Source organism: Chitinibacter bivalviorum, from assembly GCF_013403565.1.
GTDB lineage: Bacteria > Pseudomonadota > Gammaproteobacteria > Burkholderiales > Chitinibacteraceae > Chitinibacter > Chitinibacter bivalviorum.
Map to the genome: position 1 here is coordinate 2830935 of NZ_CP058627.1, position 15636 is coordinate 2846570.

Here is a 15636-nt window from a genome sequence, read left to right on the forward strand (position 1 = left end):
TCCCAAAATCCTTCTTACACTGTAGAAATCAGCATAGCACTTGCTAAGGTCCAATATGTCATTGGCGGTACTGTATTCGCGCGCTTTAGACGGTATGCACGCACAGCTTGTTACGGTTGAAGTCCATTTGGCCAACGGGCTACCTGCATTTAATTTGGTCGGGCTCGCCGACACCGAAGTACGCGAAGCGCGCGAACGCGTTCGTGCCGCGATTCAAGTGGCAGGTTTTGAATTCCCCTCGCGGCGCATTACCGTCAACTTGGCTCCAGCTGATTTACCCAAAGGGGCGGGGCATTATGATTTGGCGATCGCGATAGGTATTTTGGCTGCCAGCGACCAAATTCCGCTCGATCAGCTCAATGAATATGAATTTGCTGGGGAATTGGGTTTAACCGGCCAATTGCGCTCGGTACGCGGCGCGCTGGCTTTGGCCATGGCAGCGCGCGATGCAGGCCGTACGCTGGTCATCAGTCAATGCAGTAGCCCTGAAGCTGCGCTCATCAAAGATGCCAGTGTTTTGGCGGCGGAGCATATCCTGCAAGTATGCCAGCATTTTGCAAATGGCACGCCCATGTCGCCCGCACAAGCGCCAGAACATCAGCCCCAGCCTCAATACCCTGATCTGGCGGATGTGAAAGGCCAACTACAGGCGCGCCGCGCCTTGGAAATTGCCGCAGCGGGCAATCATTCGATTTTGCTCATTGGGCCTCCCGGCACGGGTAAATCGATGCTGGCGCAAAGGCTACCTGGGCTATTACCCGCATTAAGCGAGAGCGAAGCATTAGAGGCCGCCACGATCCAATCGCTAGGACATCAGGGGCTGGATGCCAGGCGTTTTGGTCAGCGCCCATTTCGATCGCCTCATCACACCGCCTCCAGCGTCGCTTTAGTTGGCGGGGGCAGTATGCCGCAGCCCGGAGAAATCTCGCTCGCTCATCATGGCATTCTGTTTCTCGATGAACTCCCCGAATACGATCGCAAAGTCTTAGAGGTGCTACGCGAGCCACTGGAAAACGGCAAAATTCATATTTCCCGAGCGGCGCGACAAGCCGAGTTTCCTGCGCAATTTCAATTGGTGGCGGCGATGAATCCGTGTCCATGCGGCTATCTGGGTCATCCGAAAAAAGCCTGCCGCTGCACGCCTGATCAGGTCGCGCGTTATCGGAGTCGTATTTCTGGGCCACTGCTGGATCGCATCGATATGGTCGTGGAAGTCGGGGCACTGGCCGATGATGTACTCAGTAGTCGGCAAGCGGGCGAGGCGAGCGAGCCTGTTCGCCTGCGCGTCGGCGTGGCCCGGCAACGTCAATTGCAGCGCCAAGCTCAGCATAATGCCGCGCTACCCAGCGCGGCGATTGATCAGCATTGCCAGCCAGATGCGGATGGCTTGGCGCTACTGCAAAACGCCGTCAATAAGCTAGGCTGGTCGGCCCGCGCCTATCATCGGGTACTGCGCGTGGCGCGGACTGTGGCTGATTTAGCGGGGAGCAAAGACATTAGCAAGGCACATATTGCCGAGGCGATTCAATATCGGCGCGGGCTAGAATAAGCGGTGTTTGCGCGGCAAACTGTTGTAAACACTATCAAAAAACGGTATGTCATCATTCTGGCACATAGCCGCACTATGCTCGGTTGCGTTACTTTGTCGATGTCATTGTCATGCGCTCATTCGCCCCTACAGATTCAGCACTTGCCTTCCCCCTCGCCGAATCGACGGGATCAACGCCACATTTCACCAGTCGCGATAAGCTCATTATTTTTGATGCCGACGGCACCATTATTGATGCCTACAACGCGATCGAAACTGCATTTGGCCAGCATGGCTTGCAATTGGGTGACCTGGGGCGCTTTCAAAAACGCCACAAATTATTCAAATATCTGGGTGGAATCAAAGAATTTCCGCGCAATCTGGCGCGGCATTTAGGTGGCGCCAGCCATAAAGAATTGATTGGCTCGCTCACCGAGGTGTATCGTGAGAAGGCCGTACTCTACCCAGGTATAGCCAGCTTAATAAAGCAAATAATGGCATCCAAAGATATACGTATTGGGCTGGTTACACGCAATGTCACCAATGAGCCACTGATTACCTTGGGTAAACTCTTCGCACGACACGATCTGGATCTGGGGGCCTTCGATTACGTGGCCTGCATTCCGCTGAAAACACCCAAGACCGAATACTTCGCCACAGCACGGCAACAGCTCGGCATCAATCCGGCTCGATCTTATAGTTGCGGCGATGAACACAATGATTACCTTTCCGCCATCGGTTCGGGTTTTAGCCCTTTTATGGTGTCCTACGGTTTTGAGGATTTTCAGCGCCTGACGCTGAAATACCGCGTTCCCGCCGCGATTATCTCGCGCACCCCACATGAGCTGGCAGATCGGGTGCGACATGGCTTGGATCTGGCGCAGGAATAACGCCAGCCGAGTCGCCGCTAGACGTCGCAACACAGCTCGCGTAGGCTGCCGCACACCACCCAATCGAGCACAGCATGAAACAAATCTCCAACGACGATCTCAGCGCCTTGGCGCAAGCCGCTCATGCCTCACCACGCAAACGTGCCAATCTCAATCTGCACGACACCTTGCCTGACCCCATCCAGCGTCTGGCGATTGCAATGGAGCCAGCAACGCTGGTGCGGCCACATCGGCATCCGCATACGTGGGAATTACTCTATCCGCTGCAAGGGCGTTTTATCGTGCTGCATTTTGACGATGCGGGCGTGGTCACTGATCGCGCCGTCTTAGGCGAGGGCACAGCGGTGCTAGAAACGCCAGCAGGGCAGTGGCATGCAGTCTTGTCGCTCGATAGCGGTGGCGTTATTTTTGAAGTGAAACACGGCCCCTACACGCCAATTGCCGATGCTGATTTTGCCATGTGGGCGCCGAGTGAAGATGAAGCTCAAATCGCAGATTTATTGCGTTGGTATGCAACGGCACAGATTGGTGATTGCTTCCCAAAATAGAAGCTAAAACCGACCTTAGATCGCCTCCAGGTCGGCCGCTTTATGCTCCATCACCACATCGCTTTCAGTCGGGCGACGCGCAATCCAGCGCACCTTCACACGTTGCTCGCGCTCGCCGAGCGGCACATACACATCGACCACAATGCCTTTACGACGATCGAGCTGGCGCGCCATGGCGGCGGCCATATATTGCAATTGGTCGAGGCGAATACGGACGGTTTGTTTTTCTTTAAATGACATAATGGGATTCAATCTGATTATTCATCAATCATACAGGCATTCAGCACGCTCAATTAGCGCTGCGAAGTCAGCTGGATGCTTTTAAGGTAGTCATCGACCTGCAATTGGTAAAGTTGAGCCTCCGCGGCAATCCAATCGGCAAAGTGCAGCACTTTGCTCGACCCTTCCATCCGCGCCGTCCATGCCAGCCAGTATTTACTCGGATGCGGTGCCAATACATTGCCGATCATGCGCAGGCTACCCGCTTGTAGCTCCTCTTGCACCATCGTTAGCCGCATCAAGCCAATGCCTTGCTGCTGGCGGATTGCTTGCAAGCACAGATTATTGTCATTGCAAAACAGCGGAAATGTCGGCGTCCACTCGCCCAACCCTGCGGCCAACGTCCAGCTACTCCATTTTTCCATCGACCCGACAATCCGCGCCTTGGGCACCTCGGCCACGGTTTGCGGGGCAGTGTGATCAGCACTCGCCGCCACCACCACGAGATAATCACCCATCAACTCGCGAGTTTTCAGGCCATCCCATTCGCCCGAGCCCATCCGCAGCGCCAAATCAATTTGCCCCGCCTGCAAATCTTCAAAATTTAAACTCGCGCGCAAAATCACGCGGTATTGCGGATACAGCGCCTGAAATTTGGGCAACCGCGGCAACAACCAAGCCATGCCAAACGAGGGCAAAGTCGCAATCGTCAGCTCATTGGGCTTGGGGCGTGCCCGCACCGAGCGCGTCGCCTCAGCCACATCATTCAGCGCAATTCGCACCTGCAAAGCGTAATGACGACCATCCTCGGTCAAGATCAGCTTGCGTCCCCTGCGCTCAAACAGCGGTAAACCCAAATACTCTTCCAAAATGCGCAATTGATGGCTGATGGCACTGTGCGTCACTGATAGCGCATCAGCTGCTTTCACAACGCTACCCAGGCGACTAACCGCCTCAAAAGCACGCAAAGCAGGTAAGGGAGGAAGAGGGTTCATTTAGACCTTATGTGAAATAAATTCACTTATTTACGAAAAAATCATCAGTAAAGATAAGCTAAATAATGGATATAGTGAATACAAATGACATTGGGGTAGAAAAAATGTTGAGCTATCTTCGCCTAACACTCAAAGCCGATGAAATCTTGATCGCAGATTTAGCCCAAGCCGCCGAACTGCGCTGCGTGCAAGGCTCGGTATGGCTGGCGAGCAATCAGCACAGCGCGGACATTGTGCTCAATGGTGGAGATCAGCACAGCCTAGCTCCAGGTCATTTACTGCTCGAAGGGCAAGCGGAGCTGCACTTTAGCGGTGAAGCTCTCAATATCCGTCCCTATTTCAAAACGTTGCGCCGAGGATCACGCTAATGTTTCATCTTTATATTGGTCACAAAAATTACTCCTCGTGGTCATTACGCCCATGGCTGTTGATGAAACACTTTGGTATTCCATTTGCTGAAACCGTGGTTGCCGTCAGCGGCAAAGGCGCCAACGCAAGCCATCGCGGCTATTCAGATAATGGCCTTGTTCCATGTCTGCATGACGATAACTTTAGGGTATGGGACACAATCGCAATTTGTGAATACCTTGCAGAGCAATACCCCGAGATGTGGCCAGCCGATCGTCAGGCTCGCGCTCGCGCGCGGAGCATCTGTGCCGAAATGCATTCGGGCTTTGGCGCCTTGCGCAGCCAACTACCGATGAATGTGCGACTGCGCGCCCAAGGCGTTGCGCCCAGCCCTGAGGTGGCGGCCGATGTAGCCCGGATTATCGCCATCTGGCGCAATGCACGAGAAATAGCGGCCACGTTGAATATCGCTGGCGATTATTTATTTGGCGAGTTTTCCATCGCCGATGCGATGTATGCCCCCGTCATCTGGCGCTTATATTGCTACGGCCTCGCCTTGCCCGACGATGCGCAAGCGTATGTGAACACCATGCTGGCGCACCCTGCAATGCGCGAGTGGGAAGCGGCCGCGCTAGCGGAAACTACGCGCCTACCTTTTGATAAGCTGGTCGATCAATTTGGCGGCGCGCGCGTATGAGTCAGTGGCAACTCGCGCAACTCAATATCGGCCGCGCCAAAGCCGCGATGGATAAGCCCATCATGGCGGGCTTTGCCAACCAGCTTGATGAAATCAACCAGCTTGATGAAATCAACCAGCTCGCCGAGCAAAGCCCCGGCTTTATCTGGCGACTGCAAAGTGACAGCGGCAACGCCACCGACATTGCCTTTGCCAGCGATCCACTGCTGCTCGTCAATATGTCGATCTAGGCGTCGCTAGAAGACTTGCAGCGCTATGTGTATTCGGGTGCGCATTTGGCTTCGCTGAAACAACGCAAAGCGTGGTTTGAAAAAATCGAAGGCCCGACGCTGGTGCTGTGGTGGATACGCGCGGGGCATATTCCGAGTCTGGCAGAAGCCAATAGCGCACTGTCATTACTCCAGCTCAATGGTCCCAGCCCATTTGCATTTACCTTTGCCAAGCCTTTTCCTGCACCAACAGCCAGCAAACCGCACGAAGTTATTTTTGCGTAAATTTGGCCTTTTCTATCGTCCAAATCGTATTTGCGCAACACGATAGGGCATACGCAAATCTCCTTCGGGCGCGTTCTCTGCTAGACTTAGCCGCAATTCATCATCTGGTTTCACGTGAAACAATGGCTGCTCCTAAATACGACGAATCCTCGGTCAAGGTTTTAAAAGGCCTTGACCCTGTCCGCCACCGTCCGGGTATGTACACCCGCACCGATAATCCACTGCACATCTGCCAAGAAGTCATCGACAATGCCGCCGACGAGGCGCTTGGTGGCTATGCGACGCAGATTGAGGTGACGCTATATCGCAATCAATCGATGCGCGTGGTTGATAATGGCCGCGGTATTCCGGTCGGCTTGCATCCGGAAGAAGGCGTACCGACAGTCCAAGTCGTATTCACGCAGCTGCATGCTGGCGGTAAATTCGACAAGAAAGACGGCGGAGCGTACGCGTTTTCGGGCGGTTTGCACGGCGTCGGCGTATCGGTCACCAATGCGCTCTCGACGCGTCTCGAAGTCGAAGTGCGCCGTGAAGGCCAGATTAATCAGTTGGTGTTCTCTGGCGGCGATGTGATCGAGCCCTTGTCGGTACTCGGCACTTGCTTGAAAAAAGACACCGGTACACGTGTTTTCGTGCAGCCTGATGCGCAATATTTCGATAGCCCAACGATTCCGCAAGCCGAACTAGAGCACTTGCTCAAATCCAAAGCGGTATTGCTGCCAGGCCTTGTTGTCATTCTGAATGTCGAACAGGCCAGCGGCGAGCTACTGGAAAAACGCTGGTGCTACCCTGATGGCTTGCTCGGCTATCTGAACGAGCAAGTCGCGGGCTACACGCAAATCGTGCCGATTTTGCAGGGCGAGAAATACATCGAGGGCGAAGACGACACTTTCAGCCGTGGCGAAGGCTGCGCTTGGGCGCTGACATGGACGGAAGACGGCACGATCAATCGCGAATCGTATGTCAATCTGATCCCGACGCCAGCCGGTGGTACGCACGAAAGCGGCCTGCGCGACGGCGTATTCCAAGTCGTGAAAACCTTTATCGATTTTCACAATCTGCTACCGAAAGGCGTGAAGCTGCTGCCGGAAGATTTGTTCAGCCGCTGCTCGTTTGTGTTGAGCGCCAAAGTGCTCGACCCGCAATTCCAAGGCCAGACCAAAGATAAACTAACCAGCCGCGATGGCCTAAAACTCGTCTCGGCCATGGTGCGCGCGCCATTTGAGTTATGGCTCAATGAGCACGTTGATTTGGGCAAAAAGCTCGCCGAATTGGCGATTCGAGCCGCGCAATCGCGGCAGAAAAACGCGCAAAAAGTTGAAAAGAAAAAATCATCCGGCGTCGCAGTATTGCCAGGCAAGCTCACCGATTGCGCGTCGGACGAAACCGAACGCTGCGAATTATTCCTCGTCGAGGGTGATTCGGCGGGTGGCTCGGCCAAGCTCGGTCGGGATAAAGATTTCCAAGCCATTTTGCCCTTGCGCGGTAAGGTGCTGAACACGTGGGAAGTCGATAAAGACCAGATTTTTGCCAATAACGAAGTCCACGATATGGCCGTGGCGATTGGCGTTGACCCACACACACTCGACTCGCCCGCCGATTTATCCGGCCTGCGCTACGGCAAAGTGATCATCATGTCCGATGCGGACGTGGACGGCTCGCATATTCAGGTCTTGCTGTTGACCTTGTTCTACCGTCATTTCCCGCAATTGATTTTGAACGGCAATATCTACGTCGCCCAGCCGCCGCTGTATCGCGTCGATGTGGCGGGCAGCGGCAAAGCCAAACCGCCGCGCAAATTCTATGCGCTCGACGAAGGCGAATTGACGGCGATTTTGGACAAACTGCGCGGCGAAAAACTACGCGAAAGCGCGTGGAGCATTTCACGCTTCAAGGGTCTGGGCGAGATGAACGCCGAGCAATTGTTCGACACCACAATGAACCCCGACACCCGCCGCGTGATGCGCGTCTCTATCCCGCAGGATGTCAGCGCCAATACGCGCGATTTGATGAATATGCTGATGGGCAAAGGTGAAGCCAGCAGCCGCCGCGCATGGCTGGAAGCGCGTGGCAATGAGGTTGAAGCGGATTTGTAATACCTTAGTGGGGTATTGCTCTCTAGATAAATCTTTGTTTAATCTTGATGGCAATACCCAACTAGACAAGGGCATGTTCAGATTATGTGTTGATATGAACAGAACTTGGTTTGACTACGAAAAACGATATTCGTAGGGTGGGTTAGGCTAAGCCGTAACCCACCGTTACGCTGCTTTTCTTTATGTCGCGTCACGGTGGGTTACGCCCTAAGGGGCTAACCCACCCTACGATTCTTGCTATCAACACGTTATCTGAACATGCCCCTAGGCAATACACTAGCCAGTCCGATTCTCAAGCTAAATTATTGATTAATCAACGCCAGCACGTTTTCCCACTGCCCAATCAGCGACTCAATCTGTAGCTCATCGGCTTTGGGCGCCAGTGCTTCGGCGCTGGCGGTTTGGCCGGTGGGTTTGGCGGTCAATTCGCCGTTCTCACCCGTTTCCCATTGATATTCCCCACAGCAATTCGGGCACGCTAACGTATCGCCTGCGTGTGCATTGCGTACTCGCACCAAGGTGGGCCCGCACATCATGCAATGACCCAGCGGGATACCTTCGTCGGAATGCGAAACGATATGGTCAAATTCGCTGGCGCGGCCAAGGCGAACAAAAACTTCGCCGCAGCGCTGATCAAACTGCTGACCTAACTCAGATTCAATAATATTTAGTGCTTTTTCAATCGGCATGCCTTTGCGATACGGGCGCGAGCTGGTCATGGCGTCAAAGGCATCGCTAATGGCAACAATCTTTGCCTCCAGCGTGATCTCGTCGCTTCGCAGGCCGTCAGGGTAGCCACGACCATTGGGCATTTCGTGATGCCCGACTATCGCATTCAGCACCAAAGGCGAAAAAGGATGGTTAGCAATCAGCCGCGCACCGATACGCGGATGCGTTTTAATTACCGCATATTCTGCGTCGGTGAGCTTGTCTGGCTTGCGCAAAATCGCGTCGGGGATGCCAATTTTGCCCAAATCATGCAAAAACCCAGCCATTGCAATGCGATTCACTTGGAATGGAGATTCGCCCAGCGCAGCGGCCAATCGGGCGGAAAACATCGCGACGCGCCACAAATGGCCGCCGGTATAGGGGTCTCGCGCCTCAACGACCCAAGCGGATGCCAGCAAGCTAGCCAAAAGTGATTTTTGCTGAGCCTGATGCTGCAATTGAAGCTGATTTAATTGCTGGCTAGCGCGACTTTTAAAAAACATAAGCTTCCCCTTGGGTGCGACAATAGCGCGAGACTGTGTTTCCTTATCTTAGTCGCTCACGCGCGCTAATTCATGACGATGCACGATGTTTAATTCACATCGTATTGGCGTCACTTTTTCCTCGAGGTTCGCGCAATGCGTAGCAGCTTGAAACAAAAAATCATCGCAGTCTGTGAGCAGAAAATCGCGCAAAAAGGCGAGGGAGTAGGGCTGTCGTTTTATGCTTTTTTCGCCAATAAAAACGACGATCCTGATTTACTGATGGAAGCGGCAACATGGTGGATACAGACCCATCGGCTGGATCATTTTGAAAAGGCGGAGAAGATCAAAGCCATGGTTTTGGCTGAAATAGCAAGTTAAATGACGGATACTTATGCGCGGTATTCAATCCAAAGCCATTAAAAAAAACAATCAAACAAATATACCCATAAAAATCACAAACTACTGATCATGATTCTGTTCAATTTATCCAGAGTCTCGATAGTTTGGCATTTGGCAATCGGAACATGCCTATCTTCAATTGGCAAATCCCCAATACAAAATAGCCACATTGAGTGGCTATTTTGTTAATGGCTAACGCTAGGTTTAAACTTTCGCTTTACGACGACGTGCAGCAAGTAATCCCACCAAGCCCATGCCCATCAAAGCATATGTTTCTGGCTCGGGTACTGGCGCTACAGGCGCTTTTTCTGAACCAAATCCATAGCCCAGTGTATTGAAACCACCTTGATTGAATTTTCCATTTAATGGATTTACCGCAACGCCATTTGCGACAAAGCTTTTGCCTAATTCAAATCCTTGGAAGCTGCCAGTTACAGTAGCTTGGTTGCCCGATTGCACGATACTAAAACTAAATCCGCTTGATGAGCCGTTTTGACCATAGTAGCCAAAAGCGGTTTTACCGTTCAATTGAGCACCTGCGGTAAATGTGCCCACAAACGTGTTGCGAGCACCATCAACAAATGAGGCTTTCGTTAAATCAGCAATACGCCCAAGCTGATTGAGAGTTAATGCAACGCCATTGACTGAAAGCGAGCTAAAGCCATCTACACCAATTTCAATTTTGTTATTGGCTAGGTCATCACCAAAACCGATAAATGCCGCATTTGCACCTGCCGATACTAATACCAGTGCTGCAGTTGTCATCTTAAGTACGAGTGCTTTCATTGAATCAAATGTCCCATTGAATTATATTAAACGCCCTGTAAGGGAAGGCGATTCTCGCAGAAAAATTATGGTGTATCAATATATCGAAGGTACAATTCAAACCTGAAATAATGTTAATTTTTGTAACTTTGTCAAATAAAGATCATGGTCAATTCAAAAATAATTGGTATTACACTTTTATTAAAAAAAATACATTTATATGCCGCTTTATCCGCCAGTTAGATCTACAAATGAAAACACCCCAGCGATTGGATTCATGTCCAACGTCTGGGGTGTTGTTTACTTGGGTGGGATTACATAACGACCAATGTTTGGATCAGTTCGCAATCCGATCCAGTATCGAAATCATCTTGGCGCTGGTTTGCTCCATGCGACTTAAAGCATCGAGCACCTGAGACTTTTGACCTGCTTGCCAAGCGTTGAGCGCTGCCGTACCAGCTTGATGGATCTCATTATGCGGCGTTTCCATTTCGCGGTAAGCGGGGTGTTTACCGACCATAGATTGGCCTTCACCATCGTAGTACCAATGACCAAAGCGGCATTGATGTGGGTCGCTCACCACATGCGCGCTACTGCGGCCTGCGCCAGATACGTTTTCATAGACTTTGAATTTGAACAGCAAATGATCCAGTTTGGCGACTTCAACAAAACTGTGCAGCATATTGTTATTGACCAGTTCTTCCATCTCGCCCGAGACCGTAATCAATAACTCCATATCGCTCGCGGCATCACGCCCCATACTGCTGTATTGGGCGGTTTGTTCGGCCATGGTGTTCATGGTCTGTTTGACCGACTGGGTTTCTTGGCGAATTTCACCGACTAATTTGGTGATGTCTTTGGTGGCGTTGCCAGTGCGTTCGGCCAATTTACGCACTTCATCTGCCACCACGGCAAAGCCGCGTCCTTGCTCACCGGCGCGTGCCGCTTCAATCGCGGCATTGAGTGCCAACAGATTGGTTTGATCGGCAATTTCCTTGATCAATTGCACAATGCCGCTGATTTGATCGGATTGCTGATCGAGTTTATCAACCTCAGTCACCGAATGCGCAGCAGTATTGGAGAGCGTAGTCAGGCTTTCCGCAATCGTGGTGATGGTTTGGCTATTATCGCTAGAGACACGGCTGAGCGCGGCGGCACAGCGACGCTCTTCTTTCATTTTTTCGCTCATTTGCCCCAGCGTGTGCGACGACAACTCCAGTGACTCGCCAAAATGAGCCAGCGTTTCAAACAGGGAAACGTAATATTTGCTATCGCCGTTATCCTGAGTTTGAAGAAAGCCGACAAAGTCTTGGTCTTTAATCAACTTTGCATTTTCCCGTTTCAGGCTTTGATTTTCCTGCTCCAGCGATGCAATCTTTCCATAGAGTTCGGCAATCAATTGTTTTTGGCCAAAAAACATCGGAGCCTCCTGCGCACTTTATAATCTGCTCAGTATAGCTAACTCACCGCACTATCGCTTTGACACAACCCTAATAGGTGCAAAATGCAGACGTTCTATTTGGCTGGCCCCGGCGTTTTTCGTCCTGATGCTGCAGAGTGGGGGCGGCGATTGCAGCAATGCTGCCAAGCGCATGATTTAGTCGGCCTTTACCCGCTTGATCAAGCGGCGCCAGATCACCTTAATGCCAATGACACTGCTGCGTGGATTTTCGCCGAAAATTGCCAGCTTATCGCGCAAGCAGACGCGATTTTCGCCGACGTTCGCAGTTTTCGTAGCTCGTCAGAACCTGATAGCGGCACCGCGTTTGAGATTGGCTACGCCCGAGCATTGGGTAAGCCCATTATTTTATGGTTGGCCGATGTAAACGAAGGCCAAACCCTACGCGATCGAATTGGCGCTGAAGTGGACTCGGCGGGGATGTCGGTCGAAGATTTTTGCGCGCCGCTCAACTTAATGCTCTGGCATGCGGCCGAGCATGTGATTTACGCCACTGAGCCAGAAGAAGCGATAGGCAAACTATCAAAATATCTAATAAATTCAACTAGATAGCAATTACATAGTTAGAGATAACCCTAATTATCATGCTGACAGGCAAGAGTATGATCCCATACTTTGTAAGCATTACATTGTCATCATCCATGAAAAAAGTACTTCTCGGCGCCATCGTTCTTGCCGCCGGCTCTTTTGCCGCGTGGCACTTCTTAGCCAAACCCCAAGCGCAATCCAACACAGTAGCGACAACCAGCAATACCGTCATTGCCTCTACTACAGGCGAGCAAAAAACATTGCGCATCGCGCTAGAGGGCAAATATCCGCCATTTGAATACATCAACGAACAAAACCAATTGGTAGGTTTTAACGTCGATCTGGCCAATGCCCTGTGCAAAGAAATGAAAGTGCGTTGCGAATTCACTCGCTTTGATTTCGATAACCTGATTCCATCGCTGAATGAAAATAAAGCCGATGCGATTGTGTCATCGTTATCGATCACAGATGAGCGTGAAAAACTGGTGCAATTTACCGACGTCTATTCCAAAGTACCCGGCGCATATGTGGCGGAAAAAAAAGCCAAGCTCATTTGGCCAGTGATTACGGCCGAGCGTATCAAAGGTAGCTCGATTGGAGTGGTCGAAAAGACGACATTTGACGACTACCTGAGCAATGAAATGGATAGCAAAAAGGTCAATATCAAGCGTTTTAAAAGCGCTGATGACATGATGGCGGCACTCAATAAGGGTGAAATCAATCTGGTATTTGATGACAGCGCAGTGCTCGGCCAGTTTTTAGGTAAACCACAAAACGGTGAGCGCTTCGAAATGGTCGGCAACCGCATTGACTCAGCCAAATGGTTAGGTCGTGGTGAAGCGATTGCGCTACGCAAAGAGGATGGCGAATTGCGTGATCAATTCAACATCGCTTTGCGCAAAATCATTGCCAACGGCCAACACAAAGAAATGGGCTACAAATACTTCACGCTGCGTATTTTATAAGCAACATCAAGCACTTTGGATGAGGGCCTGTTTCACGTGAAACAGGCCCTTATTATTTGTACTTGGATAAATTAGTGGATTACCCGCTAAAATAGCCGCAATTGTTAAATGAGCTTCACGGAAACCATGTCTGAACCGATCGATCTAGTAGAAGAAGAGAGCAACGAATCAGCCATTGAGCTAGCCCCCGCAGTGAGCGGCGGGCAGGGCGGCCGATTTATCGAAGCGCAAGTGTCTACCGCACCTGACGATGGCGAATCGGTTCAGCTTGGGCTTTATGCTGAGAAAAGCTATCTCGAATACGCGATGAGCGTGGTCAAAAGCCGCGCCTTGCCACAAGTTGAAGACGGCCAAAAACCCGTGCAGCGGCGCATTTTGTACGCGATGCACGAGCTGGGGCTCACGGCCACCGCCAAGCCGATGAAGTCGGCGCGTATCGTCGGTGACGTACTCGGTAAATATCACCCGCACGGCGACCAATCGGCGTACGACGCGCTGGTGCGCATTGCGCAAGATTTCTCGCTACGCTATCCATTGATCGACGGCCACGGCAACTTTGGCTCGCGCGATGGCGACGGAGCTGCGGCTTATCGTTACACCGAGGCGCGTTTAACGCCAGTGGCGGATTTACTGCTCGGCGAGCTTGATCAAGGCACGACCGACTTTATCCCAAACTACGACGGCGCGTTTAAAGAGCCCGTCTTGCTGCCAGCACGTTTGCCAATGCTATTGCTCAATGGCGCATCCGGGATTGCCGTCGGGATGGCGACCGAAATGCCGTCGCACAATTTGGGCGAAGTGGCCGATGCCAGCGTGGCCTTGATTCGAAATCCCAAGCTCACCACTGCCGAATTAATGGCCTATATCCAAGGCCCTGATTTACCGAGCGGCGGGCAGATTATTTCTTCGCCACGCGACATTACTGCGGCGTATGAAAATGGGCGTGGCAGCTTGAAAGTACGCGCACGTTGGGAAAAAGAAGACCTCGCGCGTGGCCAATGGCAACTGATTATTACTGAATTGCCGCACGGCGCTTCAAGCCAGAAGATCCTCGAAGAAATCGAAGATCTGACCAATCCGAAAGTGAAGAAGGGCAAAAAAGCCCTGACACAAGAGCAAATCCAGACCAAGCAATTGATTTTGAGCGTGCTCGATCGCGTGCGCGATGAATCAGGTCGAGATTGCGATGTGCGTTTGGTGTTCGAGCCAAAATCATCGCGCCAAAATGCCGACGAGCTAATGAATCTGCTGATGGCGCACACCAGCTTGGAAACCAGTTTGTCGATCAATATGGTGACCATCGGTCGCGATGGCCGCCCAGGGCAAAAAACCTTGCGCGATGTGATCGCCGAGTGGATCGACTTCCGCTTTGTCACCGTGACACGCCGTGTTCAGCACCGCTTGGGTCAAGTGAATGACCGCATCCATATTTTGGAAGGCCGCTTGCTGGTCTTGCTCAATATCGACGAAGTGATCCGCATTATCCGCAATGCTGATGATCCAAAAGCCGATCTGATGGTGGCGTTTAATTTATCCGAGCGCCAAGCCGAAGACATTCTGGAAATCCGCTTGCGCCAATTGGCGCGACTGGAAGGCATCAAGATTGAGCAAGAGTTAAGCAACTTGCGCAATGAAAAGGCCGAGCTGGAAAACCTGCTGTCTAACCCGCAGGCGATGCAGCGCCAAATCATTAAAGAAATCGAAGCGGATAAGAAAAAATACGCTGATCCACGCCGCACGCTAATCGAGCACGCCGAGCGCGCCTCGGTTGAAGTCGCCGTCGTCGATGAGCCGTGCACGATTATCTTGTCGGAAAAAGGCTGGCTGCGTTCGCGCCAAGGCCATGGCCTTGATTTGCAGAATCTGACGTTCAAAGACGGCGATACGCTGCTCGCGTCGATTGAATGTCGCACGGTTGATCAGCTCGCGCTGTTTGGCAGCGATGGTCGTGTGTACACGATTGCCGCCTCGATCGTACCGGGCGGGCGTGGCGATGGCGTGCCAGTGACGACCTTGGTCGATCTGGTCGCCAAAACGCGCATTACACAAATGATTGTCGCCAAAGCGGGTGAATGGCTGGTCATCGCCAATTCAGCGGGTTATGGCTTTGCATGTCAGGCCGATAATCTGATCAGTCGCCAAAAAGCAGGTAAGAGCTTTATCACGCTCGAAGGCACTGAAACGCTGCTGCGCGTGATGCCATTTACGCCAAGCGCGAATGCTATGGTGGCGTGTTTGTCGGCAGCCGGTAAATTGCACATCTTTGCCTATAGCGAATTTAAGCAATTATCTGGCGGTGGTCGTGGCGTGATCACGATGGCGCTCGATGAGAAAGACGAATTGTCCGCGATTACGATTTGCGATGGCGAAACGCTCAAATTATCTGGCACTGGCCGTGGTGGCGTACCGAAAGAAATGATCTTGGATGCCAATGAAATGGCGCCGTATATTGGCAAACGCGCCCGCAAAGGCAAGCCGATTAACGCCGGATTGAAATTCCCAGGGTTCTAAA

The 15636-nt window shown here is 52.0% G+C and carries 15 protein-coding genes and 2 pseudogenes; 11 read left to right on the forward strand and 6 right to left on the reverse strand.

All coding sequences use genetic code 11. The features are described 5' to 3' along the window. Window positions 1-55: 55 nt before the first annotated feature. The 3 genes from HQ393_RS13470 to HQ393_RS13480 all read left to right on the forward strand — a co-directional run bounded on the left by HQ393_RS13470 (window position 56) and on the right by HQ393_RS13480 (window position 2966). A complete protein-coding gene (locus HQ393_RS13470; RefSeq protein ID WP_179355666.1) occupies window positions 56-1549 on the forward strand; it encodes a YifB family Mg chelatase-like AAA ATPase in 1494 nt (497 codons plus the stop codon). A 110-nt stretch (window positions 1550-1659) separates the two neighbouring features. Continuing rightward, complete coding sequence (locus HQ393_RS13475) at window positions 1660-2418, forward strand: HAD family hydrolase (RefSeq protein ID WP_179355667.1); 759 nt, start codon at window positions 1660-1662, stop codon at window positions 2416-2418. 74 nt (window positions 2419-2492) lie between these two features. After that, window positions 2493-2966: a WbuC family cupin fold metalloprotein gene (locus HQ393_RS13480; RefSeq protein WP_179355668.1), complete on the forward strand. Its 474-nt coding sequence runs from the start codon at window positions 2493-2495 to the stop codon at window positions 2964-2966. 15 nt (window positions 2967-2981) lie between these two features. On the opposite strand, the gene HQ393_RS13485 is transcribed toward HQ393_RS13480, so the two are convergent. Together HQ393_RS13485 and HQ393_RS13490 are read right to left on the reverse strand one after the other, a co-directional pair. Then, entirely contained in the window at window positions 2982-3206 is a 225-nt protein-coding gene (locus HQ393_RS13485) for a hypothetical protein (protein ID WP_179355669.1), read from the reverse strand. Window positions 3207-3259: 53 nt separating this feature from the next. Further along, window positions 3260-4180, reverse strand: a complete 921-nt coding sequence (locus HQ393_RS13490) for a LysR substrate-binding domain-containing protein (protein ID WP_179355670.1) — start codon at window positions 4178-4180, stop codon at window positions 3260-3262. A gap of 104 nt (window positions 4181-4284) precedes the next feature. On the opposite strand from HQ393_RS13490, the gene HQ393_RS13495 reads away from it, so the two are divergent. The 4 genes and pseudogenes from HQ393_RS13495 to parE all read left to right on the forward strand — a co-directional run bounded on the left by HQ393_RS13495 (window position 4285) and on the right by parE (window position 7815). Continuing rightward, window positions 4285-4548 carry a DUF2917 domain-containing protein gene (locus HQ393_RS13495; protein WP_179355671.1) on the forward strand — a complete coding sequence of 88 codons (264 nt, stop codon included), beginning with the start codon at window positions 4285-4287 and terminating at the stop codon, window positions 4546-4548. Further along, window positions 4548-5225: a glutathione S-transferase family protein gene (locus HQ393_RS13500; protein WP_179355672.1), complete on the forward strand. Its 678-nt coding sequence runs from the start codon at window positions 4548-4550 to the stop codon at window positions 5223-5225. Before HQ393_RS13495 ends, HQ393_RS13500 begins: the two co-directional genes overlap by 1 nt. Continuing rightward, window positions 5222-5719, forward strand: a pseudogene (locus HQ393_RS17700) (DUF3291 domain-containing protein). Before HQ393_RS13500 ends, HQ393_RS17700 begins: the two are co-directional and overlap by 4 nt. Before the next feature lie 122 nt (window positions 5720-5841). Next, window positions 5842-7815, forward strand: coding sequence for a DNA topoisomerase IV subunit B (parE, locus tag HQ393_RS13510; protein ID WP_179355673.1), 1974 nt, complete (start codon window positions 5842-5844; stop codon window positions 7813-7815). Window positions 7816-8117: 302 nt separating this feature from the next. Here parE and HQ393_RS13515 read toward each other — a convergent pair whose 3' ends face one another. Then, window positions 8118-9026, reverse strand: a complete 909-nt coding sequence (locus HQ393_RS13515) for an HD-GYP domain-containing protein (RefSeq protein ID WP_179355674.1) — start codon at window positions 9024-9026, stop codon at window positions 8118-8120. 147 nt (window positions 9027-9173) lie between these two features. Between HQ393_RS13515 and HQ393_RS13520 the strand changes: the two genes are divergently transcribed. Continuing rightward, window positions 9174-9386 (forward strand): DUF6500 family protein, encoded by a 213-nt coding sequence (locus tag HQ393_RS13520; protein WP_218871181.1) that lies wholly within the window; start codon window positions 9174-9176, stop codon window positions 9384-9386. Window positions 9387-9611: 225 nt separating this feature from the next. On the opposite strand, the gene HQ393_RS13525 is transcribed toward HQ393_RS13520, so the two are convergent. The 3 genes and pseudogenes from HQ393_RS13525 to HQ393_RS18140 all read right to left on the reverse strand — a co-directional run. Beyond that, the gene (locus HQ393_RS13525; protein WP_179355676.1) at window positions 9612-10193 is read right to left on the reverse strand and encodes a PEP-CTERM sorting domain-containing protein; all 582 of its coding nucleotides are present in this window, start codon (window positions 10191-10193) and stop codon (window positions 9612-9614) included. 316 nt (window positions 10194-10509) lie between these two features. Further along, complete coding sequence (locus tag HQ393_RS18135) at window positions 10510-10932, reverse strand: CZB domain-containing protein (RefSeq protein ID WP_438833124.1); 423 nt, start codon at window positions 10930-10932, stop codon at window positions 10510-10512. After that, window positions 10918-11202, reverse strand: a pseudogene (locus tag HQ393_RS18140) (methyl-accepting chemotaxis protein); the annotation flags it as partial. The gene HQ393_RS18135 and the pseudogene HQ393_RS18140, both read right to left, overlap by 15 nt. Before the next feature lie 474 nt (window positions 11203-11676). On the opposite strand from HQ393_RS18140, the gene HQ393_RS13535 reads away from it, so the two are divergent. The 3 genes from HQ393_RS13535 (at window position 11677) to parC (ending at window position 15635) form a co-directional block, all read left to right on the forward strand. Next, the gene (locus HQ393_RS13535) at window positions 11677-12183 is read left to right on the forward strand and encodes a nucleoside 2-deoxyribosyltransferase (RefSeq protein ID WP_179355678.1); all 507 of its coding nucleotides are present in this window, start codon (window positions 11677-11679) and stop codon (window positions 12181-12183) included. A gap of 89 nt (window positions 12184-12272) precedes the next feature. Next, on the forward strand, window positions 12273-13124 hold the full coding sequence (locus HQ393_RS13540) for a transporter substrate-binding domain-containing protein (RefSeq protein WP_179355679.1): 852 nt from the start codon (window positions 12273-12275) through the stop codon (window positions 13122-13124). Window positions 13125-13250: 126 nt separating this feature from the next. After that, window positions 13251-15635 (forward strand): DNA topoisomerase IV subunit A, encoded by a 2385-nt coding sequence (gene parC / locus HQ393_RS13545; protein ID WP_179355680.1) that lies wholly within the window; start codon window positions 13251-13253, stop codon window positions 15633-15635. Window position 15636: the final 1 nt, after the last annotated feature.